12 protein-coding genes are annotated in these 26,856 nt (G+C 60.2%); 3 read left to right on the top strand and 9 right to left on the bottom strand.

The window, feature by feature from the left end; translation table 11 throughout:
• Position 1: 1 nt before the first annotated feature.
• Both LOY38_RS22020 and speB read right to left on the bottom strand, forming a co-directional pair.
• Positions 2–424, bottom strand: coding sequence for a nuclear transport factor 2 family protein (locus LOY38_RS22020; protein ID WP_258697031.1), 423 nt, complete (start codon positions 422–424; stop codon positions 2–4).
• Positions 425–433: 9 nt separating this feature from the next.
• Positions 434–1,384 carry an agmatinase gene (speB, locus tag LOY38_RS22015; RefSeq protein WP_258697030.1) on the bottom strand — a complete coding sequence of 317 codons (951 nt, stop codon included), beginning with the start codon at positions 1,382–1,384 and terminating at the stop codon, positions 434–436.
• Between the two features lie 310 nt (positions 1,385–1,694).
• Between speB and LOY38_RS22010 the strand changes: the two genes are divergently transcribed.
• Together LOY38_RS22010 and LOY38_RS22005 are read left to right on the top strand one after the other, a co-directional pair.
• Positions 1,695–2,588, top strand: a complete 894-nt coding sequence (locus tag LOY38_RS22010; protein WP_258620607.1) for a LysR family transcriptional regulator — start codon at positions 1,695–1,697, stop codon at positions 2,586–2,588.
• A 4-nt stretch (positions 2,589–2,592) separates the two neighbouring features.
• The gene (locus tag LOY38_RS22005; protein WP_258697029.1) at positions 2,593–3,186 is read left to right on the top strand and encodes a tRNA-uridine aminocarboxypropyltransferase; all 594 of its coding nucleotides are present in this window, start codon (positions 2,593–2,595) and stop codon (positions 3,184–3,186) included.
• Positions 3,187–3,312: 126 nt separating this feature from the next.
• Here LOY38_RS22005 and LOY38_RS22000 read toward each other — a convergent pair whose 3' ends face one another.
• From LOY38_RS22000 to LOY38_RS21990, 3 genes are all read right to left on the bottom strand, one after another.
• Complete coding sequence (locus tag LOY38_RS22000) at positions 3,313–4,677, bottom strand: HlyD family type I secretion periplasmic adaptor subunit (protein ID WP_258697028.1); 1,365 nt, start codon at positions 4,675–4,677, stop codon at positions 3,313–3,315.
• 110 nt (positions 4,678–4,787) lie between these two features.
• On the bottom strand, positions 4,788–6,947 hold the full coding sequence (locus LOY38_RS21995; protein ID WP_258697027.1) for a type I secretion system permease/ATPase: 2,160 nt from the start codon (positions 6,945–6,947) through the stop codon (positions 4,788–4,790).
• Between the two features lie 142 nt (positions 6,948–7,089).
• Positions 7,090–8,448, bottom strand: a complete 1,359-nt coding sequence (locus LOY38_RS21990) for a TolC family outer membrane protein (protein WP_258697026.1) — start codon at positions 8,446–8,448, stop codon at positions 7,090–7,092.
• 581 nt (positions 8,449–9,029) lie between these two features.
• On the opposite strand from LOY38_RS21990, the gene LOY38_RS21985 reads away from it, so the two are divergent.
• Positions 9,030–16,175 carry a retention module-containing protein gene (locus LOY38_RS21985; protein ID WP_258697025.1) on the top strand — a complete coding sequence of 2,382 codons (7,146 nt, stop codon included), beginning with the start codon at positions 9,030–9,032 and terminating at the stop codon, positions 16,173–16,175.
• Between the two features lie 105 nt (positions 16,176–16,280).
• On the opposite strand, the gene LOY38_RS21980 is transcribed toward LOY38_RS21985, so the two are convergent.
• The 4 genes from LOY38_RS21980 to lapD all read right to left on the bottom strand — a co-directional run bounded on the left by LOY38_RS21980 (position 16,281) and on the right by lapD (position 26,836).
• Entirely contained in the window at positions 16,281–19,214 is a 2,934-nt protein-coding gene (locus LOY38_RS21980) for an Ig-like domain-containing protein (RefSeq protein WP_258697024.1), read from the bottom strand.
• A 176-nt stretch (positions 19,215–19,390) separates the two neighbouring features.
• Positions 19,391–21,562: a hypothetical protein gene (locus LOY38_RS21975; RefSeq protein WP_258697023.1), complete on the bottom strand. Its 2,172-nt coding sequence runs from the start codon at positions 21,560–21,562 to the stop codon at positions 19,391–19,393.
• 299 nt (positions 21,563–21,861) lie between these two features.
• Entirely contained in the window at positions 21,862–24,756 is a 2,895-nt protein-coding gene (locus LOY38_RS21970) for a hypothetical protein (protein WP_258697022.1), read from the bottom strand.
• 139 nt (positions 24,757–24,895) lie between these two features.
• Entirely contained in the window at positions 24,896–26,836 is a 1,941-nt protein-coding gene (gene lapD / locus LOY38_RS21965; protein WP_258697021.1) for a cyclic di-GMP receptor LapD, read from the bottom strand.
• Positions 26,837–26,856 lie beyond the last annotated feature (20 nt).

The raw sequence follows: 26,856 nt of genomic DNA, 5'->3' as shown, positions 1-26,856 counted from the left end.
GCTAAGGGGGTGGCAGCCCTTCCGGCATTGCGGATAAATGTTCGTGGCAGGCCAGCCATAGGCCTTGTTGTTCTTGGCCAGACGCTTGTTTCTTGAAAACAATCGTCTCGCGTTCCTGGCTGAAGTGTTGCTCCCCTTGCATGCGCAGCTCGGTGGCCACGTCATGGATGAAAATCGCCACGTCACCCTGCAGGCTGACGAAGGCGTTGCTCGAAGTGCACGACAGCACCTCGAAGCCGTCCTCGGCACGCCAGCTGTCCCACAGCGCCTGATAGGCATCGCGCGACAGCAGGGGCTGCTCGAGGGTGTAGAACACGAAGCTGGCATCAACGCTGAATGCGCCGAAGTAAGCTTCGCGATCGTTACGGGCAAAGGCCGACACCAGCTCGGCGGCGGCGTTGAGTACCTGATCACGTTCGTTCATGACCGATCCTCAGCGATGGACCACGCCTGGCAGTACGCAGAGCATTTCGTACAGCAGGTTGGCGCCCAGCAGCGAGGTGTTGCCGGTGGTGTCGTACGCTGGCGAGACCTCTACCAAATCGCAGCCGACCAGGTCGAGGCCTTGGCAGCCGCGCACGATTTCGATCGCCTGAATGGTTGTCAGACCGCCGATTTCCGGGGTGCCCGTGCCGGGTGCCCAAGCCGGGTCGATACCGTCGATATCGAAACTCAGGTACACCGGACCGCCGCCGACTTTCTCGCGAACTTCGGCCATCAGCGGCGCCAGGGATTTGTGCCAGCATTCTTCGGCCTGAACCACACGGAAGCCTTGATTGCGGCTCCAGTTGAAGTCATCGGCGGTGTAACCCTGAGCGCGCAGGCCAATTTGCACCACACGGTCGCAATCCAGAAGACCTTCTTCTACCGCGCGACGGAAGGTGGTGCCATGGGCGATCTTCTCGCCGAACATGTGATCGTTCACATCGGCGTGAGCGTCGATGTGCACCAGGCCGACCTTGCCGTGCTTTTTATGGATGGCACGCAGGATCGGCAGGGTGATGGTGTGATCGCCGCCGAGGGTCAGGGGGATCACATCGTGTTCGAGGATATTGTCGTAGGCCTCTTCGATGATCCGCACGGCGTCCAGCAGGTTGAAGGTGTTGATCGCCACGTCACCGATGTCGGCAACCGACAACGAATCGAACGGCGCGGCGCCGGTGGCCATGTTGTACGGGCGGATCATCACCGATTCAGCGCGGATTTCACGTGGTCCGAAACGGGTGCCGGGGCGCAGGGAGGTGCCGATGTCCAGCGGGATGCCGATAAAGGCGGCGTCCAGGCCGGCAGCGGATGGCATATGGGGGAGTCGCAGCATGGTGGCGATGCCGCCGAAGCGCGGCATTTCGTTGCCGCCCAGTGGTTGGTGAAGAATCTTGTCCACGGGTAAGGCCTCATCGTCGTTGTTTTATTTATGTCGGTTGCACGTTCGGGGAGAGACGGGCACCGCTGTGGGCCGATTCTGCGAAATGCAGTGGCCGGGAAGAATCGCTACGGGTAAATACTTAGTTCAGATTTTTCTAAACTAATGGCGAGGGCAGCGATAGACTCTTACGCGTGATCGTTCCCACGCTCTGCGTGGGAATGCATCCACGGACGCTCCGCGTCCAGCTGTTTCCTGCATGTGACGCAGAGCGTCACGGGCTGCATTCCCACGCAGAGCGTGGGAACGATCTAGGTGCTTGGAGTCGCCCATGGCCAACGCTTTACCCGACCTGAAACTATTGCGCATCTTCGTCAGCGTGGTCCGCCATCAGGGGTTCGCCAACGCCCAGCACGAGCTCAACCTCTCGACTTCGGCCATCAGCACTTACATGAGCCAGCTCGAAGCGGCCCTCGGCCTGGTGCTGTGCCATCGTGGTCGCGGTGGTTTCAGCCTGACCAGCAAGGGTGAGCTGTTTCATCAGGAAACCCTGCGTCTATTGGCCGAACTTGAAGGTTTCGAACAATACGCCGCCGCCCTCAAAGGCGAGCTGCGCGGCACTTTGAACCTGGGGGTGATCGACTCCACCGTCAGCGACAAGGCCTTGCCGTTCGCCGAAGCCATCGGCGCCTACAGCCAGGAACACCCGGCGGTGCATTTGCATCTGTCGGTCATGAGCCCTTACGAACTGCAACTCGGTGTGCAGGACAACCGTCTCGACCTGGCCATCGGTGCCTTTTCCACGCGCATGAGCGGTCTGGTCTACATGCCGCTGTACCGCGAGCAACATTGGCTGTATTGCAGCAGTCGTCATCCACTGTTCACCGAGCGGCGCATTCCCGAGCAAGTCATCACCCAACAGCGCATGGTCGGTCGCGGCTATTGGAGCCAGGCCGAACTGGCGCGCCACGGTTTCAAACACAGCGCGGCGACCGTGGAAAGTATGGAGGCCCAACTGATTCTGGTGCTGTCCGGCGCTTACATCGGTTACCTGCCGGAGCACTACGCCCAGGCCTGGGCCGACAAGGGGGATTTGCGTGTACTGCTGCCGGCAACGTTTGGCTATCAGGCACCGTTTTCGATGATCGTGCGCCGTGGCCGTAGCCGCGAACCGTTGATCCAGACTTTCCGTGATTTGCTCAAAGCACAGCTCAATCAGGCTTAAGAATATGTCCAGAATCCAGTGCCCGCGCTGTCTGCGTCCGCAAACTCATTGTCTGTGCCCACTGATCCCAAGCCTGGATAGCCGCACTCGGGTGTTGCTGCTGCAGCATCCGAGCGAAGTGAACCATGCGCTGAACACCGCGCGATTGGCTGCGCTGGGGTTGAAGAATGCCGAGTTGATTGTTGGCGAGGTGTTCGAGGATTTACCGGCGTTGTTGAATCGACCGGGTTATCAGGCACGGTTGCTGTTTCCCGGTGAGGAGGCGCAGCCGATGCAGGTCTACACCGCCAATGATGAGCCGCTGCTGCTGGTGGTCCCGGACGGTACCTGGCGCAAGGCGCGCAAAATGCTGCACCTCAATCCATTGTTGGCGGCGTTGCCCAGAGTGACATTGGCCGAGGGCGGGGTGTCGCGTTATCGCTTGCGCAAGGCTCCGGGGCCGGGGGCGTTGTCGACGGTGGAGGCGATTGTGCAGGCGTTGCAGACCCTCGAAGCGCCGAGCACTTTCGAGCCCTTGTTAAAGCCGTTCGAGGCGTTGATCGAGGGGCAGATTGCGGCGATGGGGGAGGAGACCTATCAGAAGAATCACGGGCGATGATCGTTCCCATGCTCTGCGTGGGAATGAATCCAGTGACGCTCTGCGTCACATCCGGGAAGGGACGCGGAGCGTCCCGGGCGGCATTCCCACGCGGAGCGTGGGAACGATCACTCCTTCGGAGAATGACTACCGCTCCCGCATCGCCTCGGTCCGCGCTTTCAACACCGGTTTAAGCAAATAATCGAGCACGCTTTTCTCCCCGGTAATAATGTCCACCGTCGCCACCATTCCCGGAATGATCAGCAACGGTTTCACATCCCCGCCCAAGTGATTTTTATCGGTCCTGACCTGAATCAGGTAAAAGCTGTTGCCCTTGTCATCTGTGATGGTGTCTGCCCCGATCAGCTCGAGCCTGGCGCTCAACCCCCCATAAATCGTGTAGTCATAAGCACTGAACTTGACCATGGCTTTCTGGCCTGGGTGCAGGAACGCCACGTCCTGAGGGCGAACCTTGGCTTCGATCAGCAGGTTGTCTTCCAGCGGCACGATTTCCACCATGTCGCTGCCCGGCTGAACCACGCCACCGATGGTGTTGACCTTCAGCACTTTGATGATGCCGTGAACCGGCGACACCACGGTGGTGCGCGTCACCCGGTCGTCGATGGCAATGCTCGTGGCGGTGATTTTCGACAGGTCGGTGCGTTTCTCATTCAGCTCTTTCGCCGCGTCCGAACGGAAAGATTGCTCGGACTCATCGATCTTGCTTTTGATCTCATTGATCGCCGACTCCGCCCGGGGAATCGCCAGGGTCGTGGCGTTCAGCGAGCCGCGGATTTCCACCGCGCTGCGTTTGAGCCGCAGGATTTCCACCGGTGACACCGCCCCGGTGCCCACCAGTGGCGCCGACATGTTCATCTCTTGTTGCAGCAGCGCCAGGCTGGAACTGAATTGGCCCTGTTTGGAGCGGAACTCCGCCAGCTCCTGGGTTTTCTGCCGAAGTTGTTCGGTCAGCGTGCGCTGCTCGCTGGCCAATCGGCGCTGACGTTGTTCGTACAGTGAGCGTTCGTCCTCGGCCACTTGCGGGGCTTTGGCGATCACTTCCGGGGACAGCTTGAACGGCCGGCCTTCCGCTTCGGCCGACAGCCGTTCGACCTGCGCGATCAACGCATACCGGTCCGCTTCGCTTTCACCCTTGTTCGACAGGAATCGCGTGTCATCCAGGCGCAGCAAGGTGTCGCCCTTGTTCACCATTTGCCCTTCGCGCACGAAGATCTCCGTGACGATGCCGCCTTCCAGGTTCTGGATCACCTGAATCTTGCTCGACGGAATCGCCTTGCCTTCGCCCATGGTGACTTCCTGCAACACGGCGAATTTGGCCCAGACCAGCGCGGTGATCAGCAGCGCCGCTGCCAGCCACACGGTGATCCGCGACCAGCGCGGTGAATCCTGCAACGAGGCGCCGGCGGTTTCCGGCATGAATTCGCTTTCGGCGCTTTTGCTGAAACTGCCGAAGTAGCTTCGGGCCGCTGAATCCGGTGTTTGAGCAGACATGGGGCGATACCCGTCAGTTAAGAGAAATAAAGCTGAACACAAACCTGTGGCGAGGGAGCTTGCTCCCGCCCCCTCGCCACAGGTGATGTATTGGCATCGAGTGGGCGCCCCTAGACAGTCGCAGAGCCGACACGGCCCTTGCGCAATGCATCGATGACCGCTTCTTTCGGGCCGTCGGCGACGATCCGCCCGTTGTCCAGCACCACCAAGCGATCCACCAGGCTGAGCATCGAGGTGCGGTGGGTGACCAGCAGCACGGTTTTGCCCTGGACCCAGCCGTGGAGTTTCTGGCGCAGGACATCTTCGCTGCTGTTGTCCATGGCGCTGGTGGGTTCGTCGAGCAGCATGATCGGCGGATCGAGCAACAAGGCCCGCGCCAGCAATACCGCTTGGCGTTGCCCGCCCGACAGCAACTGACCACGTTCGCCCACTGGCCGATCGAAGCCTTGGGGATGTTGGCGAGCCAGCTCGGTGACGCCGGTCAGTTCGGCAACTTCAAGCATCCGGGCATCGCTGATGTAACGGGCGCCGAGGGTCAGGTTGTCGCGCAAGCTGCCGGCCAGCAACGGCAGGTCGTGGGCGACGTAACCGATTTGCTGACGCAGGTCGGCAACGTCCAGTTGCCGCAGGTCCAGGCCATCGAGCAGCAGCTGGCCTTCTTCCGGCGCATAGAACCCCATCACCAGTCGCGCCAATGTGCTTTTGCCCGATCCGCTGCGGCCGATGATGCCGATCCGCTCGCCCGGTTTCATGCTGAAGCTGACGTTGGCCAGGGCCGGAGCGTTCTGGCCGTTGTAGTGAAAAGTCACGCCGCTGACGTCCAGTGCACCTTGCAGTTGTGTGCGCTCCAGCGGTCGTTGTTTGGCGTCGCGCTCTTGTGGCAGCGACATCAGCGCATCGGTGCTTTTCATGGTCAGTTGCGCTTGTTGGTAACGGGTGATCAGCCCGGCGATCTGCCCCAGCGGCGCGAGCACGCGGCTGCCAAGCATGTAGGTCGCCACCAGCGCACCAACGCTGAGGTTGCCGGCGATGATGCTGTAGACCCCGGCGACGATGGTCGCCATGCCGGAGAACTGTTGGATGAACAACGTGCCGTTGGTGGCCAGCGCCGAGAGGTTGCGCGCATGGCTGTCGAGGCGGGTGAGGGCGCCGTGGGTGCTTTCCCATTTGTGCTGGCGTTCGCTTTCGGCACTGCATGCCTTGAGGGTTTCCAGGCCACCGAGGGTTTCGATCAGCAAGGCCTGGCGTTCGGCGCCGAGGCTCAGACTCTTCTGCACGGTGTCGCGCAGACGCGCCTGAATCACCATGGCAAAGAGGATCGTGATGGGGAATGCCAGCAGGGGAATCACCACCAGCCAGCCGCCGAGCAGGCCGATCACTACCAGCATCAGCACGGCGAAGGGCATGTCGATCAGGCTGGTCAGCGTGACGGCGGTGAGAAACTCCCGCAGGCCCTGAAAGTCATGAATGCTCTGGGCGAAACCACCGATGGTCGCAGGCCGCGCTTTCATCGCCATGCCGGTGATGCGTTCGAACAGGGTCGCCGAAAGAATCACATCGGTTTTCTTCCCGGCGGTGTCCAGCAAATGCGCGCGAACCACCCGCAGCACCAGTTCGAAAACGGTGCCGATCAGCAAGCCGATCGACAGCACCCACAAGGTCGAAGTGGCCTGGTTCGGCACCACCCGATCGTAGGTTTGCATCACGAACAGCGGCACCATCAGGCCCAGCAGATTGATCAGGAAACTCGCCAGAATCGCATCGCTGTACAGCCACTTCGACAACTTCAAGGTGTCGCGAAACCAAGCCTCGACTCGCGGTATCAGCGGCGCGCGCAAGTCTTCGAGCTCATGTCGCGGCCGGGCGAACAAGGCCTGACCGCTGTAGCTGGCGGCCAGCTCTTCCGTGCTGACCCATTGTTCACCGCCGTCGGCTTCGCTCGGCAGAATCAGCGCCTGACCGTCATCGCCGAAGCGGCGCAATATCGCGCAGCGGCCATGGTTGAGGATCAGCATCACCGGCAGGTTGAGCGCGGAGATTTGCCCCAGCTCACGGCGCAACACACGCGCCTGCAAGCTGGCCCGGGCCGCTGCGCGCGGCAGCAGGTCCAGGCTCAAGCGTTGGTGTGCCATTGGCAGCCCGGCACTCAGGCTGGCGCGACTGACCGCCGCACCATGGAGTTTGCAGAGAATCAACAGGCCGTCGAGTAACGGATCATCGAAGCTCAGCCGCGGATCGACACCCGTGTTGCCGGTTTCCATGCTGGTCATATTGACTGCCTGTGGCGAGGGAGCTTGCTCCCGCTTGAGTGCGCAGCACTCACACTGTCTTCATCTTCAATCGGTGTTCGGGGTTGCTGCGCAACCCAGCGGGAGCAAGCTCCCTCGCCACAATTGGTCACGTCGGGTTATTTCATTTGAGTTCAGGCAAGCGCGCTTCGTTTTTCACTTCGGTGGAGGCGATCGCATCGGCGGGCAGCACCACCCGTTGTTTGCTCAGCAACTGGCCCATGTTCGCCAGCACGCGGTACATCGAGAACTCCTCGGTGTAGCGCACTTCGGTGTAGCGGCGGTTGGCGTTGTAGAGCTCGTTTTCACTGTCGAGCAAGTCGAGCAGGGTCCGTTGACCGAGGCCGAACTGATCCTGATACGCGGCCCGCACACGGGTGGTGGTTTCGGCGTATTCACGGGCGGTCGGGGTTTGTTTCTTGGCGTTGACCATGGCGTTCCAGGCCAGGTGGATGTTTTCGTTGAGCTGGCGCAGGGCGTTGTTGCGGATGTCCAGCGCCTGGTTGATCTGGTGCGCATCGGAGGCCAGCCGGGCCTTGTCGCTGCCGCCGCGGAACAGGTTGTAGTTCATCACCACACCCACTCGCCATTCGTTGTCGTGGCCTTCATCGCCCTGCACATTGTTATTGGCGCCCACCGCTGCTTCGGCGTCGAAGCGCGGGTAGAACGGCGACTTGGCGACTTCATACTGGCTCTCGGCCGATTGCACGTCGGCCTGGGCGGATTTCAGGTACGGGTTGTTTTCCACCATGCTCTGCTGGGCTTCCGGCAGGGTGGCGGGCAATTCGCCACGGGTCGACGGTGGGGCTTCGAGTTCATCGGGCATGCGCCCCACGACACTGTAGAAATTCGCCTCGGCATCGGCCAGATCGACTTCGGCGGTGTCGAGGTTGTTTTGCGCCAGTGCCCGGCGAGCGGTGGACTGGTCGGAGTCGGCGTTGCTGCCGACCCCACGCTGGGTCCGCAGGCCGATCTGATCGTTGACCCGCATGTGCGCTTGCAGGTTGTTCTTGGCCAGGCTTACCAGTTCGCGGCGCTTGAGCACTTCGAGGTAAACCTCGATGGTGCGCAGGGCCAGGTCCTGGGCGGTGCCCTGGGCGTAATAGGCTCGCGAGTTAACCACGCCTTTGGTGCGCGCGACCTCGTTGGAGGTATTGAAACCGTCGAACAGCATCTGCCGCAGACGCAGTTCCGACTGAGTGTAGGTCAGGATTTCGGTGTGGTGATTGCCCTGCGACCGAGTGGTGGTGTTATCGCTGTAGCCGCGCCCGTAGGCGGCGTTCAAATCCACCGATGGATAAAAGCCTCCTTTGGCGACCTTAACCTGCTCGTCGGCCGAGAGCCGGGCGTCGACCCGCGATGCCAGTTCCGGGTGAGTCGCGATGGTGCTCTGGATCGCCTCGGTCAATGACATCGCCTGAGCTTGAGAAGTGCAGGCCATGGCCAGCAAAATCGCGCCGCAGAGGGGGGGTAAAACGCGCATGGATGCCTCTCCCTGATTCCTGATGGTACTTAGCTGATCGCCAAATATTTGGCGTTATTTTTAAGTGAAACCGTTTCACGTTTGTTACAACAGAGCTAAGAACATTCTGACGGGAAGCTTAGAAGAATTTCTCATAAGGCTTATGCTGAAAAAAACTTATGCGCTCTGAAAAATCCAGCACATTGTTCAATCAGAAAACCTTTGTTTTATAAGCTCTACGGAGCTTCAAGGGGTTTTAGGAACGTTCTATTTACTTTTAGACACAGAGCAAAGAAGTGCTGGAGGGGAGAGAGGCGAGACGGTTTTTGGGTGACAATTTTTTGTCATATTGGTGATTCAAAACCGTTACGCATTGTCCGCAGGGCGGTTGTTTTGAACGTGGATCCTGATGCGATTGATTGCGGAGGGTTTTATCCTGTTTCAGACAATTCCTTGCGAGCGACGCGTCTGGCGAGGGTGTTGGGAGGCAGCGGTTTACTTTCAGGTAAACGCGTCCCGGCAGCCAGGCAGCCTGCTTGAACCATGAGCACTTCTTCGCGCACACAGGACGCCAACAGCAGTTGGCAGCGGAGGAAATGCACATGGCAACGCTCATCGGTATCGTCAGTAAGGTCATCGGTCAGGTGTTCGCAGTGGCGGGTGATGGCACCCGACGTACCCTGGTCGAGGGTGATCGGCTGTTTGCTGGCGAGCAACTGGTCACCGGGGCCGAAGGCGCGGTGGCGGTCCATTTGCAAAACGGCCAGGAGCTGACCCTGGGGCGGGACAGCAGCCTGCAAATGACCGGGCAGTTACTCGCCCATCAGGTGCCGCATGTGGAGACCGCCGATGCGGTGACGCCGAGCCAGGCGCAATTGACCGATGTCGAGCAACTGCAAAAAGCCATTGCCGCAGGGGCCGACCCGACCCAGGCCGGTGAAGCTACCGCCGCCGGGCCGGGCGCAACGGGCGCACCCGGTGGCGCACTGGGCGGCGGCCACAATTTTGTGCTGCTGGAGGAAGTGGCGGGCCGGGTCGATCCCACGATTGGTTTCCCCACGGCCGGTTTCAACGGTATTCCCGAATTTCCCCTCGAGCGCCGGGACCCGGACAACGGCGACAGCGGTGCAGGCAGTGCGGGGGGGGCAGGCGTTGCTCCCGTGGCGCCGAATAACCTGGTTACCCTCACCGGCCTGTCGGTGGCGGGGGGCGAACTGACCCTCAATGAAGCCAACCTGGCAGATGGCTCGGCCAGCAACCCCGGGGCGCTGACCCAGAACGGCACCTTCACCGTGTCTGCTCCCGACGGGCTGACCAGCCTGAGCATCGGCGGGATCAACGTGATCAGTGGCGGGGTGGCCGCAGGCTTTGCGCAGTCGATCACCACTCAACTGGGCAACACCCTGACAATCACCGGCTACAACCCGGCCACCGGCGTGGTGAGTTACAGCTACACCTTGGTCGGCAACGAAACCCACCCCGCCGGCGACGGCACCAACAGCCTCAGTGAACAGTTCACTGTGGTCGCGAACGACAGCAACGGCGATACCGCGACCGGTTCACTGGACGTCAATATCACCGACGATGTGCCCAAGGCCATCAATGACAGCAATGCCAATACCGCCTCGGAAACCCTGCTGACCCTGACCGGCAGCGTGCTGCCCAACGACATCCAGGGCGCCGACCGCATTGCCACCGGCCCCGACAGCGGGCCGATCATTGGCGGCACGTTCAACGGGGCTTATGGCACTCTGGTGCTCAATCCCAACGGCTCTTACACCTACACCCTGAACACCAGCGATGCCGACTTCAAGGCCTTGCATGGCGGTGGCAGCGCCACGGAAACCTTCACCTACACCCTGACGGACGCCGATGGCGATACCAGCACCGCGAACCTGGTGCTGCAGATTCACAACAACGACGACCCGGTGATCATCGGTGGCCTGAATGCCGAAGGTGGCGAGCTGATCGTCCACGAGAAAAACCTTGGCGACGGCAGCAACCCCGATGCATCGGCGCTGACCCAAAGCGGCACGTTCAGCATGACTGCGCTGGACGGCGTGCAAACCCTCAGCGTCGGCGGAATCAACGTAGTGGTCGGCGGTGTATCGGCGGGCTTCCCGCAATCGACCGTCACGCCCCTCGGCAACACGTTGACCATCACCGGTTACGACAGCGCGTCCGGCGTGGTCAGCTACAGCTACACCCTGGTGGATAACGAAACCCATCCGAATGCCAGCGGCATCAACAGTCTCTCCGAACAATTTACGGTAACCGTGGTGGACGACAACGGCACCACCGCCAATGGCAATCTTGATGTGAAAATCTACGATGACCTGCCTCGGGCCGTGGACGACAGCAACGCCCATACCGCGTCGGAAACTCTGCTGACCCTGACCGGCAGCGTGCTGCCCAACGACATTCAGGGTGCCGACCGCATTGCCACCGGCCCCGACAGCGGGCCGATCATTGGAGGCACGTTCAATGGGACTTACGGCACCTTGGTGCTCAACGCCAACGGCACGTACACCTACACCCTGAACACCAGCGATGCCGATTTCGAAGCCTTGCATGGCGGTGGCAACGGCACCGAGAACTTCGTCTACACCCTCACCGACTCCGATGGCGATACCAGCACCGCGACGCTGGTGCTGAACATCCGTAACAACGATGACCCGGTGACCCTCGATGGCCTGAACGTCAACGGCGGCGAACTCACTGTTTACGAAAAAAACCTCAGCGACGGCACCAGCCCCAACCCACCGGCCCTGACCCAGAGCGGCACCTTCAGCGTCACCGCGCTCGACGGTTTGCAAACCCTGACCGTGGGTGGCATCGCGGTGGTCTCCGGTGGTGTGGCCGCAGGTTTCCCGCAATCGATTGTCACTCCCCTCGGCAGTACGCTGACCATCACCGGTTACGACAGTGCGACCGGCGTGGTCAGCTACAGCTACACCCTGGTGGATAACGAAACCCACCCGAACGCCGATGGCACCAACAGCATCACCGAGAACCTTAACGTCGTCGCCACCGACGTCGACGGCAGCACGGCGTTGGGCCAGATCAACGTCAACATCGTCGACGACTTGCCCACCGCCAACCCTGACCACGCCACGGTGGCCGAGGGCGCGACGGTCTCGGGCAACGTGCTGGGCAACGACATCGGCGGTGCTGATGGCCCGGCCTTGGGGGGCGCGGTGGTCGGTGTGCGTGCCGGTAGCGACACCTCGACTTCGGCCATCGGTGGCTTGAACAGTCAAATCAACGGCACCTACGGCTACCTGACCCTGGATACCAACGGCAACGCGGTTTATCACAGCAATCCAAATGCCGTGAACGACCCTGGCGCTACCGACGTTTTCACCTACACCGTGCGCGATGCCGACGGCGATGAAAGCACCACCACCATCACCATCGACGTGTCCAACTGCACCCTCGTCGCGACCACCGATAACGACGTGACGGTTCACGAAAACGCGCTGGATCTGACCAAGGACGGCCAGGACCTGGCAGCGGGCACTGTCACCGGCAGCGAACCGGGCAACACCGGTGAAACCGCCAGCGGCACCTTGGTCGGCTCCGTCACCGGCGCCACTGGCGGGATCACCTACACCCTGGTCGGCAGTGCTACCGGGAGCTACGGACAAATCCTGATCAACCCGGACGGTTCCTATACCTACACCCTGACCTCGGCCCCCGCGACCACCCCCCATGCCAACGACGGGCCGAACACCCTGAGCGAAAGCTTCACCTATCAAGCTACCGATTCTCTGGGCAACAGCGTCACCAGCACCATCGTGATCAACATCGTCGATGACGTGCCGACGGCTCACTGCGATTCAGTCTCGGTGGTAGAGGGCGGTACGGTCAGCGGTAATGTGCTGCACAACGATGTGCTCGGCGCTGACGGCCCGGCGTCGGGTGGCGCGGTGGTGGGCGTGCGTGCCGGCAGCGACACCTCGACCTCGGCCATCGGTGGCCTGAACGCGCAAATCAACGGCACCTACGGCTATCTCACGCTGGATGCGAGCGGCAACGCCGTGTACCACAGCAACCCGAACTCGGTCGGCGAGCCGGGCGCCACGGATGTGTTCACCTACACCGTACGCGATGCCGACGGCGATGAAAGCACCACCACCCTCACCATCGACGTGTCCAACAGCTGCCTCGTAGCAGCCACGGATAGCGATGTGACGGTACTCGAAAAAGCCCTGGATTTGACCAGGGACGGCCAAGACCTGGCAGCGGGCACGGTCACCGGCAGTGATCCCGGTAACGCCGGCGAAACCGGCTCCGGTACGCTGGCCGGTTCCGTCACCGGCGGCGCCGGCGCGATCACTTACACCCTGGTCGGCAGCGCGACCGGAACCTACGGGCAGATCCTGCTCAATCCGGAAGGCAGTTACACCTACACCCTGACCTCGGCACCCACGACCACGCCTCACGCCAACGATGGGCCGAACACCCTGAGTGAAAGCTTCACCTATCAGGCCACCGATTCGTTGGGCAACAGTGTCACCAATACCATCGAGATCAACATCGTCGATGACGTGCCCACCGCTCACGTCGATGTTGTCTCGGTGGTGGAGGGCGGGACGGTCAGCGGGAATGTGCTGGGCAACGATGTGCTCGGTGCTGACGGCCCGGCCTTGGGTGGTGCAGTGGTCGGCGTGCGTGCCGGCAGCGACACCTCGACTTCGGCCATCGGTGGCTTGAACGCGCAAATCAACGGCACCTACGGCTATCTCACACTGGGTGCGAGCGGCAACGCCGTGTACCACAGCAACCCGAACTCGGTCGGCGAGCCGGGCGCCACGGATGTGTTCACCTACACCGTACGCGATGCCGACGGCGATGAAAGCACCACCACCCTCACCATCGACGTGTCCAACAGCTGCCTCGTAGCGACCACCGATACCGACGTAACCATCTACGAGAAAGCCCTGGACTTGACCAAGGATGGGCAGGATCTGGCGGCGGGCACGGTCATCGGCAGCGAGCCTGGCAACACGGGAGAGACCGGCTCGGGGACGTTGGTCGGCTCCGTCACCGGTGCCACTGGCGCGATCACTTACACCCTGGTCGGCAACGCCACCGGAACCTACGGGCAAATCCTGCTCAACCCCGATGGCTCCTACACCTACACCCTGACCTCGGCGCCGAAAACCTCGCCGAACGCCAACGACGGCGCGAACACCCTGAACGAAAGCTTCACCTACGCAGCCACCGATTCGGTGGGCAACAGCACCACCGGCACGCTTGTGGTCAGCATTGTCGATGACGTGCCCAAAGCCGTCGCCTCGGACCGTTCGGTGTCTGCGGTGCAGATCGACTCCAACCTGCTGCTGGTGATCGACGTGTCCGGCAGCATGGACGACCCCTCCGGCGTATCGGGCCTGTCGCGACTGGAGCTGGCCAAGCAGGCGATCAGCGCATTGCTCGACAAGTACGACAACCTCGGCGACGTGAAGGTACAGATCGTCACCTTCAGCAGCAGCGCCTCCGACCAGACGTCGATCTGGGTCGATGTGGCGACAGCCAAGTCGCTCATCGCCACGCTGACGGCGGGCGGCGGTACCAACTACGACGCGGCCGTGGCAACCATGCAAACCGCGTTCGACACCTCGGGCAAACTCACCGGGGCGCAGAACGTTGGCTACTTCTTCTCCGATGGCAAACCCAACGAAGGCGACATCGGCAGCGCGGACGAGATCGCGCTCAAAGCCTTCCTCGACGCCAATGGCATCAAGAACTACGCCATCGGCCTGGGCAGTGGCGTCAATAACGTCAGCCTCGATCCCGTGGCCTATGACGGCAGCACGCACACCGACACCAACGCCGTGGTGGTGACCGACCTCAATCAACTCAACTCGGTGCTCTCGGGCACCGTGCAAGGCGCGCCGGTCACCGGTTCGCTGCTGGGCGAGGGCGGTACGTTCGGCGCCGATGGCGGATTCATCAAATCCCTCACGATCGACGGCACCACCTACACCTATGACCCGAAAGGCAACAGCAATCAGGGCTCGCTGAACTTCAGCGGCGGCGCCAACCATGGCACCTTCAATACCGCCGACAACACCCTGAGCATCGCCACCAATAACAGCGGCACGTTGTTGGTGAACCTCGACACTGGCGAGTACACCTATACCTCGCAGAAAACCACGGCCGTGACGATCACCGAAAACATCGGCTTCACCGCCAGCGACAACGACGGCGACCTCACCAGCTCGACACTGACGGTCAACGTGATTGCGAACACGCCACCGGTGGCAGTCGATGACCACGTCATCACCAACGTGCTGTCGGGCAATATCGTACTGCCGGGCGAGCTGCTGCTGGCCAACGACACCGACGTCAATGGCGACCCGCTCACCGCGTCGCCGACCACCTTCAACACCGGCTGGACGGCCAAGGGCGCGGACTTTACCGGCACCAACGCGAACTTCAGCTTCACCGGCAACAACGTCCGGGCCGTGACCATCGCCCGCAGCGCATTCGTCGCCAACACCGCGGCCATGACGGCGGTGCTGGTGGTCAGCGGGGCACTGGGGTCGGTCAATGCCAACAATACCAACGATGAGGACCGCATCACCGTCAACCTCAAACAAGGTGAAACCCTCAACCTGGACCACAACCTGGCAGCCGGCCACGTCACCATGGAGTACTCGGTCAACGGCGGTGCTTACACTGCTCTCGCCGACGGCCAGACCATCACCGCCACGGCGGACGGCACGTACCAGATCCACATCACCAACATCGACGACGGCGGGCCGGGCAACAGCGGGAAGGGGGCGGAAAACTACCAGCTGACCATGACCGTCAACTATGCCGGAGCCCACGACAGCACCCCGGACTTCCACGGCACCTACACCGCCAACGACAACCACGGTGGCAGCGACAGCGCGGCAGTGAACATCACCTACCAGGACGGCCATACGCTGACCGGTACTTCGGGCGATGACGTGCTGGTGGCGGGCACCGGCAACAACGTCATCAATGCCGGCGACGGCAACGACGTGCTCACCGCAGGTTCCGGCAACAACGAAATGCACGGTGGCGCCGGCAATGACCTGCTGTTCAGTGGCGCGGGCAACGACTTGCTCGATGGCGGCACCGGCAACGACACCGCGAGCTATGCCCATGCCACCGCCGGGGTCACCGTCGACCTGAGCCAGCTCGCCGCGCAAAACACTGTTGGTGCCGGCACCGACACCCTGACCGGCATCGAAAACCTCACCGGCTCGAACTTCAACGACAGCCTCACGGGCGACAACAACAGCAACGTCATCAACGGCGGTTTGGGTAACGACGTGCTCAACGGCGGGGGCGGCGACGACTTCCTGATCGGTGGCCTGGGCAACAACACCCTCACCGGCGGCAGCGGTGCCGACACGTTCGAGTGGCTCAAAGGCAACAGCGGCCACGACGTCATCACCGACTTCACCCCAGGCGCGGATAAACTCGACTTGTCGCAACTGCTGCAAGGGGAAAACGGCACCGCGGCATCGCTGGATGACTACCTGCACTTCAAAGTCACCGGCAGCGGCGCTTCACTGGTCACCAGCATCGACGTCAGCGCCATGGCCGGCGCCACGCCGAGCCAGACCATCGACCTGGCCGGTGTGAACCTGGCCAGTCACTACGGCGTCACGCCGGGGGCGGGTGGCGTGGTTGCGGGTGGCCACGACACGGCGACCATCATCAATGGCATGCTCAATGACCATTCGTTGAAGGTGGATACCGTGTGAACTGACAGCTGAAAAGACAAAACCCGCCCTCCCGGTTAAACGGGAGGGCGGGTTTTCTATGGGCTGTTACATAGACTTCCAGTCGATAGAGTGGTTGGCTGATACTCAACCAATCAGGCACAACGCCGGTCGTCTATAGCCGTCACCATGGGGACCATATGGAGCGTTATAGCCGTGGGCCAGAGTTCCGGTAAGGTTGAAAAAATAATGTGAACCTCCACCCCCATCCGCCACCCAAGCGCCAAACAACGCACTGGGGTGATTTTGTATGAGCGGCCACCCCAGTAACGCTGCGACATTCCCTCCTTCTCGGGCATAGAGGTTATAGAACGCCTGCATTTGGCTCAGTGTGGCTAAGCGGCCGCCCCTGGCTTGGCAGTAGTTATAGGCTTCTGGCCATGTGCGCCAGGTAGCGTCATTTCTAAGCATGGTTTTGATTCCGCTGACCTGCACAATGTAACTTGCTGTGGCATTGGCGGAATCCGTAACGGTAATGGTCGCAGTTCCATTGGCTTTGCAGGTGACTGTACCTTGGTTTGTCACACTGGCGACGCTCGGATTGTTCGACGTGTAACTCTTGTATGGGCTCAGGCCGCCACTTGCTTGTTGCGTAAAGATAGCGGCTGCTGGAAAGTTTCTTGGTGCGCGATCTTGGGCAACAATGAAGCCGGAAAGAACAAGCGTTCTATCATTACCGGCAGACAGTCCTGCCACTACCTTCAACGTCCGGGCCGCTGATTCCGGCAACGCCCCGTAAGTCGCTTTAACCGTGTAGCTGTGATCCCCCTGCGCCTGGTCGGTGAGGGTATGCGAGTAATTGCCTGTCGGGCCAACGGGGATCGTGGCTTTCTCTGCGCCCTTGTCACGCAGTTCGATCTTCTGATTGGCGCTCGCCTTACCAGTGAACACGAACGTGGTCGCGGTGGTGGAGGTGCCATTGGGAATCTCGGGGCCGCTGGCGGAGCCGCCCTTCACTGAGGTGATGGTCGGCGACACGACGGCGACCACCGTCAACAGGTGCACATTGGAGTAGGTCGCGGTGCTGTGATACAGCGATTTGGCATACAAGCGGCGACCACCCACCGGCACGGTGATCGTGCGCTCCCAGTCCCCCGTCGTCGGATGGGCAGTCGCCGTACCCTTGGACACCGCGCTCGCGCCGCTGCCGTCGAAGATCTCGACGGACTGCCCCTTGCTCGCGGTGCCGGTCAGGGTCACGCTGGTTTCGACGGTGGTGCCGCCATTGGGGATCTCGACCCCGCTCGGGGAGCCTTTGACTGAGGAAATAGTCGGTGCAACCACCGCCGTCACGGTCAGGGTGCGCACGTTGGAATAAACGGAGGTGGGGTGATACCGCGACTGGGCATACAAGCGGCGACCGCCCACCGGAACGGTGATCGTGTGTTCCCAAATCCCTGTCGTCGGGTTGGCGCTCACCGTGCCCTTGGATACCGCGCTCGCGCCGCTGCCGTCGAAAATCTCGACGGGCTGACCCTTGGCGGCGGTGCCCTTCAGCTTCAGCGTGGTGCTCACGGTGAGCCCGCCCTGCAGCACTTCCTTGTTGCCGGCGTCCAATACGTTGTCGAGGGTCGGCACCACCAGCTCCACGGCCTTGATGGTATAGGTGCGATCCGGAAACACCGTGGCCGTGGCCGGGTTGTTGCTCTTGTCCAGCGACACCTTGAACTTGATCGTCAGCGTGGTGCCGTGCCCGAGTTGCTTGAGATAGCTGTTGGCCAGCGCGGCGGGCCAGAATCCCTGGTTGATCCAGGTGGTGTTGACCTGGGCCGGGAGGCCGTTCCACAGCGCCAGGTTGTGCGCCGTGCCGTCCGCCTTCTTGCCTTCCAGACTCAACCAGCATGGCTGGCCCGCTTCGATCAGCGTGTGGAGCAGAGCGTGAATGGTCGCGTTTTTGCTGCCCTGCGCCATCACGTCCAAAAAGTTGTTGGCGTCAGCCTCGACGATCTTCGGCGGGGTCAGCGCCGTCGCCGGCAGCGCAAGAATGTTCAGATTCAGGGGCAGTGAAGGGGAGAGTTTGCCGTTGCGTTCGATGACATAGGTGACGGTGACGGTTTTGGTCAGGCTGTAGGCCAGCACCGAACGGGGCACCGCAATTTCCAGCCCGGCACTGACCAAACGTTGCGGGCTGGGGTATGACCCCGCTGGTACATCGGTGGCACCTTTCCAGATCACGCTCAGCTTGTCGCTGGGCAACAATGAGCCCTGCGGCACCAGCACCCGGACTTCCGGCTGGGTCGGGCTGAAGTTGGTACCGGTCTGGCCCTTGACGGTCGGGGCCGACAGGTCCAGTCGGTCGAGATGAATGTCCAGCCGCTTCTCCGGGGATTTGACCCGGTTGCCCAACTGGTCGACGACATAGAACTCGGCCACAGCACTCGGGTTGTCGCCCGCCTTCTGGAACGTGTCGGTGAACAGTGTGTGGGTGATCGGCGCGGTGCCGTCGGGAACGTCGAACCTGACCTGGGTGTCGCCCAGCAGAAATTCGATGCGGTCATGGTTGCGCCGGTTGGCATAGGTGAACCCGAACTCTACCCCTTGCGCCGCCCGTGCGGCGCTGACGCCATCCTTGAGCACGTCGGCCGGGATCACCAGATCCAGGTTGTCCGCAGGCCGCAGGTGGTACAACACATTCAAATCCCGAGACGGTTCGACGTTGCCACCGGGTCGGGTGACTTTGTAATGCAGCCGGTTGACGCCCTGCATCAGGTAACCGTGCGGCAGGTACAGACGCACGCGCAGTTGCTCCTCCCCCGAAGCGATAGTCTTGCCGGTCACGGGGGTGGGATCGCCGTTGACATACAAATCCACGCGATCATCGGCCGCCATGATCCAGGAGCGCAGCTGCAGCTCGGTCCAGGGATCGACCAGGCATTCAAGGCCCTGGGCCTGGCCGTCGTAAAGGGCTTTGGGAATGCCGCCGTGAGCGATGTCGGCAGGTTTTACCGGGGACACCCAACCCTGGATGATTACGGGATACAGCACAAAAAATTCGTTCAACGCGGCGGATTGGATATCCATCCTGCTCTCCTGGAAAGTGATAAGTCCTGAGTCCTCTCGGGACGCGGGTATCACATATCAGGCTGGGAAGACTGGCTACTGTCAGATCTGACAGGTAGTGCACGATTTAAGAAGAGCAGTCAGTCTCTGCCGAAGGCTGCGATCTTTTGATTGATCTGGTGAAGCCCGGTCCTTCTTCACGCAGCCTTTATCCGCAGCTCAGTCAAGAAATAGTCATTTGCGTCTCTCGTCGCCACATGACTGACCACTGACAATGTTATCGGCAATGATTGAGCTGTGAACCTGACTGAGTAAGGTGACCAGGTGTGCCGGGGAGGCGTAAATTGCCCGGTTGTCGTCCCCGCATTTGTCTGCAGTGAAAACACAGCCAGGTGAGGCCCTTCTCCATTGGCAGCCAGAATGCTGAATTCATACGTCCGGCCGATGATCAGGTTTGAAAATGACTTGTGTAAAACCACTCCAGCGCAATTATTGGTATGCGTGCTGTTAGTCAACCCGGTACGCCCATGGTAAGTACCAAGGGCAATATCTTTAGGATCTCTTGCGGCAGGTCCGATTTCCCATCCGTTCAGGCCGTTCTTGAACCGAGTCACCTCGTCCGATAGTGGAACAAAGATCTTAAGCGTTCTCGCTGTCGATCCCGGCCGATTGGCAGAGTTGGGTGTCACCGAATAACCATGATCCCCCTGCGCCAGGCTGGTCAGTGTATGCGTCCATTCTTGCGTCGGGCCAATGTTGACCGTGGCTTTGAAAGCGCCCTTGTCGAACAGATCGATCTTCTTGTTGGCGCTCGCCCTGCCTTTCAACACAAGCGTTGTATGGTGGGTGGAGGTGCCGTGAGGAATCTCCGGGCCGCTGGCAGAACCACCTTTGACTGAGGTAATGGTCGGGCTCACCCACGGCAGAGCCTTGATCGTGTACAGGCGATCCGGAAACACCGTGGCTTTGGCCGGGTCATTGCTTTTGTCCAGCGACGCCTTGAACTTGATCGTCAGCGTGGAGCCCGGCCCGAGTTGCTTAAGGTAGTTGCTGGCCAGTGCTGCGGGCCAGAATCCCTGGTTGACCCACATTGCATTGACCTGTGCCGGGAGGCCATTCCACAGCTGCAAGTTATGCGCCGTACCGTCCACCCTATGGCCCTCCAGACTCAGCCAGCACGGTTGGCCTGCTTCAATCAGCGTCCAAGGCAACGCATGGATTGTGGCGTTTGCAGTACCGAGCGCGATCACGTCCAGCAGGTTGTTGGCATCGGCCTCAAGAATTTTGGGTGGAATCAAGGCGGTCGGCGACAGCGCAAGAATGTTCGGATTCAGGGGCGGTGAGGTGGAGGGTTTGCCGTTGCGTTCGATGACATAGCTGACGGTGACGGTTTTGTTCAGGCTGTAGGCCAGCATCGAACGGGGCACCGCAATTTCCAGCCCGGCGCTGACCGGGCGTTGCGGGCTGATGTAGGAACCCGTCGGGACATCGCTGGCACCTTTCCAGATCACGGTCAGCTTGTCGCTGGGCAATAGCGAGCCTTGAGGCACCACTACCCTGACTTCCGGTTGAGTGGGGTTGAAGTGGGTGCCGGTCATGCCCTTGACGGTCGGGGCCGATAGCGCAAGACGATCGAGGTGAATATCCAGGCGCTTGGTGGGCGACTGGCTGAAGTTGCCCAATTGGTCGAACACCACGAAGTCGACCAGCGTGTTCGGGTTGTCACCCACGTGCTGGAACGTGTCGGTGAACAGTGTTCTGGTCTCCGGCACCGAGGTGTCGAGTACCTCCCATTCAACCGTCACATCGCCCAGCAGAAAGCGAATGCGGTCGTGGGTTCGTCGGTTGGCATAATCGAACCCGAACGTCACGCCTCGCACCGCCCACTCGGCGCTCACCCCATACGTGATAACGTCGGGCGGGATCACCAGACTCAGGCTTTGCGGCGCAGGTTCACCGGGGGAGCGCAGGTGATACAGCACATTCAAATCCCGAGAGGGTTTGACGATGCCACTGGGTCGGGTGACTTTGTAATGGAGTCTGTTGACGCCATGGCGCAGCCGCCCGTGAGGCACGTACAGGCGCATGCGCAGTCGCTCCTCTCCCGGATCGACAGTCTTGCCGGTCACGGGGGTGGGGTCGTTGTTGATGTACAAATCAACGCGGTCATCCACCGCCAGTGTCCGGGCGCATGCCTCGGTCCATGGGTCGACCAGACACTCAAGGCCCTTGGGCTGGCCATCGTAAAGGGATTTGGGAATGCCGCCGTGAGCGATGTAGGCAGGTTTCACCGGGGACACCCATCCCGGGATGATTACCGGATACAGCACAAACAGTTCGTTCAACGCGGCGGACTGGATATCCATCATGTTCTCCTGGAAGGTGACAAGTCCTGAGTCCTTTCGGGACGAGGTTGATCACACACCAGGCTGGGAAGACTGACTACTGTCAGATCTGACAGAATGCGCACGGTTTTAGACGAGTGGTCAGTCTTTACTTTCGGAAACGATATCGGTATCAGGGGATTGGGTGTGCCTTTGGACATAGTGACGCTCCTTATGCGTCCTTGATCAAAGTCGGGCTGCTAAACCCGATCGTTGATTGCTCACCCAAGCTGGGTAAGGAAGGGGCGAATAAATAAATTCGCCCCCGTTTTCTACACCGTTTCTCAGATGGCTCTTATACGTAGATTTACCACTGCGTAATCATTGCTGACATGAGTTGCCTGATGAGTATTTATGTACAATTCCAAAGAATTGGTTTGTGCAGTGAATACTCCAGACAGTGCTGTCCAGTTTATTGTAAGGGCAGAGGTTCCGGTCAGCGGGCCTTGACTGGTACTCAAAGAAATTACAGGTGCAACGTTGCCCCCACCCACGTCGATTCTGATGGCTTCAATGGAAAATTGATAACGCTGTCCTATTTTAAAATTCGGAAAGGATTTTTTTAGGAAGATGCCTGCCAAGCTGCTGTAAGTATTGTTGAACAGTACGTTACGGCCTTGGTGCGAAATAATACGCAAATCTCTCGGGTCTGTGATGGGGCCACGTACCCACCCTTCGAATGTTCCGCTCCTAAATGTGGTCAGTTCATCTTTCAGGGTCGGCTTGATAATGAAGTTTCGTTTTTCAGATTCCGGTTCTGTGCCGTACTTCGCTTTGGCTATTAAAGTATTATCTCCCTCGGAAAAAGAGAGTGGCGAAGTTTGCCATTTTCCCATTCCGTCGACTGGCCACACGCCTTTGGAGTTTCCTTGGACAAAAAGTTCGACAGTTAGGTTTTTCGATGCGGTTCCGCTCACATTCAGGTTGCTCTCAAATGTGTTTCCTTTGTCCGGAATGACATCGCCTTTGGAAGTTTTCACCAACTCGATGGTCGGTTGTACCAGTTCAACTGCCTTGACGGTATAGGTGCGCTTAGGAAAAGACACTGCCGTCGTAAAATTTGCCTTCTGGTTAAAATTCACCTTGAAACTGATGGTCAACACAGTTCCGTGCCCAAGTGCGCTCAACCAGTCTACTTGCGCCGGACAACTGAATCCCGATGATCCGTTGTGCGCTTCTCCTTTAAAAAGCTCCAGAGAAACCGCTGCACCATTGGCGTCGAAACCGTCGTACCGCAACCAGACACACTGCCCCGACGCCTGACCCAGCCATTCGGCCACGGTGAGCTGCGCAGTGGGTAGCAGCGTGGTCACGTCCAGCTCCGTGGTGGCTCCCTCAATCCCCGGTGTTGGAAACCGCGAGTCTTCGGCCGCAATCGGCTTGAGCGTCAAGGCCAATGATTCCGATGACGTGACTTTTTTCCCGTCACGATTCAAGTTCCAGAACAACTCAAGCGACGTGCCTTGACGGGCTACAAGAAACTCCCGGTTCAGCAAAAAGTTGGCGCGCTTGTTCTTGTTCAGAAGAGTAAGCGGGAAGGGCTGGGAGCCGACCGGCGCTTTCCTTTCCACCAGCCTCGCCCGGTCTTGTGCAATCGCCGCCAGAAATTCGACCCGCACCGTCGGAAGATCACCTAACGGGTCGATCGGATTGGCGGCCGGCTTGACCAGAAGTGGCGGCAGCAACTCGATCTTCGCTTCTTCGCCAATCATCAATTGCAGCCATTCGGAAAACACCTGCACCTCACCCGGATTGGTGATCATGCATTGCACCGTCAATGGGGTATTGGCGTAGGGCGCGATGTATTTGGCGGGCACTTGAAAGGTGACCGGCTGTGTCGGGTCGGTGACGATCAGTCGGAAAATGAACAGGGCCACAATCCCGTCCTGATCGGTGGTTTGCCAGCGAGCTTCGACCGTAGCTCCTTTTTTCAAGGGCCAATATTCAGCGACCCGCACCGTGGCCATGGCGGTGTCGACCGGCAGTTTGTTGTCTGCCAGCGGTTCGACAATCGGCAGGCCCAATGGCTGGGATGTGCCCGTGATGGTGACATCGGCGGGTTTCGAGAGCTGGGTCTTGCTGGCTTTGATCAACCTGTAGGACGCGTGCAAGGAGCCCCCGATCAAGTTTCGTACCCGCTCATTCTCGACCGGAAAATCCACTGTCCTGCTGGCGGCAGTCAGCGTCCGGCTATAGGTGTGGGTGACTGGGGCGCCACCTTTCGTGAGTCCTTCCAGGGTCAGTTCGATCAGATCATCTTTTGCAAATACCCCGGTGACTAGCACCGTCATGGCACCACCCGCGAGCCCATCGTGATGCACCACGTTGTCGGGGTCGGCCTGTGCAAAAATCGGTGCAGCCAGCAACACGACGCCAGGTTTGAAAGAGAGGATGAGTGCATCCGACCAGCCGCTGGAGTTCTCCACCACGTCGAATACTTCCCAGCGCACCACCAGGCTGTTGGTGGGCTTCAGGGTGGCGAGCATTTCTGGTGTCAGCTCAAAGACAACATCACCTAGCGCGGTGACGGTGCTCTCCAGGAGCAGGGATCCGAAGGCAAGCACCACCACATCACCGATGGACTGATTGAAGTACTCCGGCACGGTTACGAACATGCCGTCATCGATCACGGTCTGATCGACGAAGCTCTCCGAGGCAACGGGCAACTTGAGGCCCTGGTTGAATGGCTTGCCGCCGTCAGTGTCCGCTTCGCCGGGCGCCGGGTATTTGTAGAACAACGGAACAGGCGGTGATTTTTCGGCGTTGTCGCTCACGCGCTGAACTTCGAACCAGAAGTCCTTGTTCTCGGGCTGCAGAGGCAGAAACCTGGCTTCCATGTCTTTGGCCGAGATATGGAACGGAATGTTTTTTGCGTTCCCTTCAGCATCGAAATGCGCGTCGGTGACCGGGAACTCAGTGACGGGCGCGTTTTTTGTTTCGATATAAACCTTGATGTGGTCGCCGACGGCCATATTCAGGTAGGCCAGGATGTAGACCAGCAAGCCGTCACGGTCGCCGTGCACCATGTTGATGTTGATCCCCAAAGCACCGTCGCCCTGCGGTTTGTAACCCGGTGGGAAGGGTCGGTCTACGGCCAGCACACCGATGCCGCGATCGGGCGGGAATACAACGATTTGTCCATTGGAGGCTGGGGCAGCGTTTGTCACTGGGCTGTTCATGAATGCGTTCCTTCCATAGAGGCGCCTGGCCTCCCGAATGGGCGGCACCGATATGGATGGATTAGATAGTCAGCGCGAATGTTTGCCTACTGTCGGATCTGACAGGAGTACACAGGTTTAAGATGAGCGGTCGAATCCCTCACATCGGCTCCGGCGGCCCAATCAACCGCCCCATTACCCCAAACAACCCCAGCTCCCGAATCACTTCCAACTCCCCCTGCGTCTCCACCATCTCGGCAATCAACGGCAGATCAATGCTGTTGGTCGCCCGGAAAATCGCCTCGATGAACAAGCGCTTGTCACTCTGCTCATCAATTCCCCGAATGTACGCTCCGTCGATTTTCAGGTAGGCCAGCCCCAGTTGCGTCAGGTTGCCGATCTGGCTGAAGCTGCCGCCAAAGTGCTGCAAACCGATGCGGTAACCGGTGTTGAGCAGGCTATGGCTCAGGCGTTGCAGTTCTTCGGGGGGCGGCAGTTGGCGTTCGTCGATTTCCAGGGTCAGCAGCGGCGCCAGTTCGGGCAGTGATTCAAGCAGGTCGCAGATCAGTTTCAGCTGAGCCTGATCGCGCAGGGTGCTGCCGGACAGGCTCAGTGCGAGTGGCCAACGGTTGGCGGCGAGGTATTCGAGGGTGGTTTCGAGCATCGCCAGATCGAACCGCGCCGACCAGCCAAGGCGTTCGATCCATGGCAGGAAATGCCCGGCGGCAATCGCCTCGCCCTGAGGGTCGAGCAGGCGCGCCAGGACTTTGTGATGCAACACCTGGCTGGTGTCGGCGCACTGCACCACCGGTTGGAAATACAGCTGCATCTTGCCCTCGGTCAGCGCGTCGTCGATCCAGTTGCGCCAGTCGTATTGGGACTGGTTGAGCGCATTATCGGAGTGGGCCAGATATATCCACGGCCGTTCGGGGTGTTGCCGGGCTTGGGTCAGTGCCTGATCGAGGCGCAGCAGCACGTCGCCGGTCGCCTCGCCGGGGTGATAGGCGACCATGCCCAGGTGCGCCACCGGCATGCAATCGCTGGCGCCGGTCAGGCGCAGGTTTTCCAGGGTGGCGCTGATTTCCGAAGCCAGGCGTGCGGCACCCTTACTGTCCAGGCCTGGGGTCAGCAAACTGAATTCGCCACCGCGATTGCGCGCCGCGAGCCAGGTGCGACGTTCCGCTGGTTGCGTCAGGCGCGTGAGCAATTCGCCGACGGCGCTGATCAAGGCATCGGTGCGCTGGCCGCCCAGACGTTGGTTGAGGCCGATCAGGTCGTTGATCCGCAGCATCAACAAATGACCGTCGCGGCTTTGCTCGGATACCAGTAGTTGGTCGGCCAGTTGTTCATCCAGCAAGCGCCGGTTGGCCAGGCCCGTGAGGTTGTCCTGATAGGATTCGGCGCGCAGCTTTTCGCTGCGCGCGGCCTCTTCGGCGAACAACGCTTTGAGTTTTTCGACCATTTGGTTCATGGCCAGCACCACGCGTTTGAGTTCCGGTGTGCGCGGCAGTTTCGGCAAACTGCGGAACTCGCGTTTGCTGATCGCTTCAGCCTGTTTGACCATGTTGTCGAGCGGCCGCAATTGCCGGCGCAATAGCCAGCCACCAAACACGGCGCTGAGCAGCCCGCAAATCAGCAGCCAGATCAGGCTGCCAAGGGTGCTGTCCCAGAGTTTGGCCAGGGCGAATTGCGGATTGCTCAGCACTTCGACCCGTGCCGCCTGCTCCCAGCCACGCATGATCAGCGCATCGCCGCCCTGTGGGCGCAGGTTGACCAGACTGACGAACCAGTCTGGAACGCCCTCGATTTGCGCCGGTGCGCTGCGTTCCACCAACACCTGTTCATCCACCCTATTGACGACCCGGATACTGCTGAAATAGCCGCTGTCGAAAATCGAGCTGACCATCAATTCGATCATCGCCGGATCGTCGATCTGCGCCGTCAGCGAAAGACCCAACGCCGTGGCGGCGTCCTGGGCGTGGGAGCGCAACTGGCCGAGCATCTGTTCGCGAGAGCTTTCCAGGCTGACAAAAAAACTGCCGCTGAAGGCCACCAGCAAGAACAGGCAAATGGCGAGAAACAACTGTTTGCGCAGTGACATAAAACGCTCCTTGCTGTGGC

This window comes from Pseudomonas sp. B21-015 (assembly GCF_024749285.1).
In the GTDB taxonomy this organism is placed as follows: domain Bacteria; phylum Pseudomonadota; class Gammaproteobacteria; order Pseudomonadales; family Pseudomonadaceae; genus Aquipseudomonas.
The sequence above is the reverse complement of the archived record's forward strand: the minus strand, read 5'-3'. Positions and strand labels throughout refer to the sequence as shown.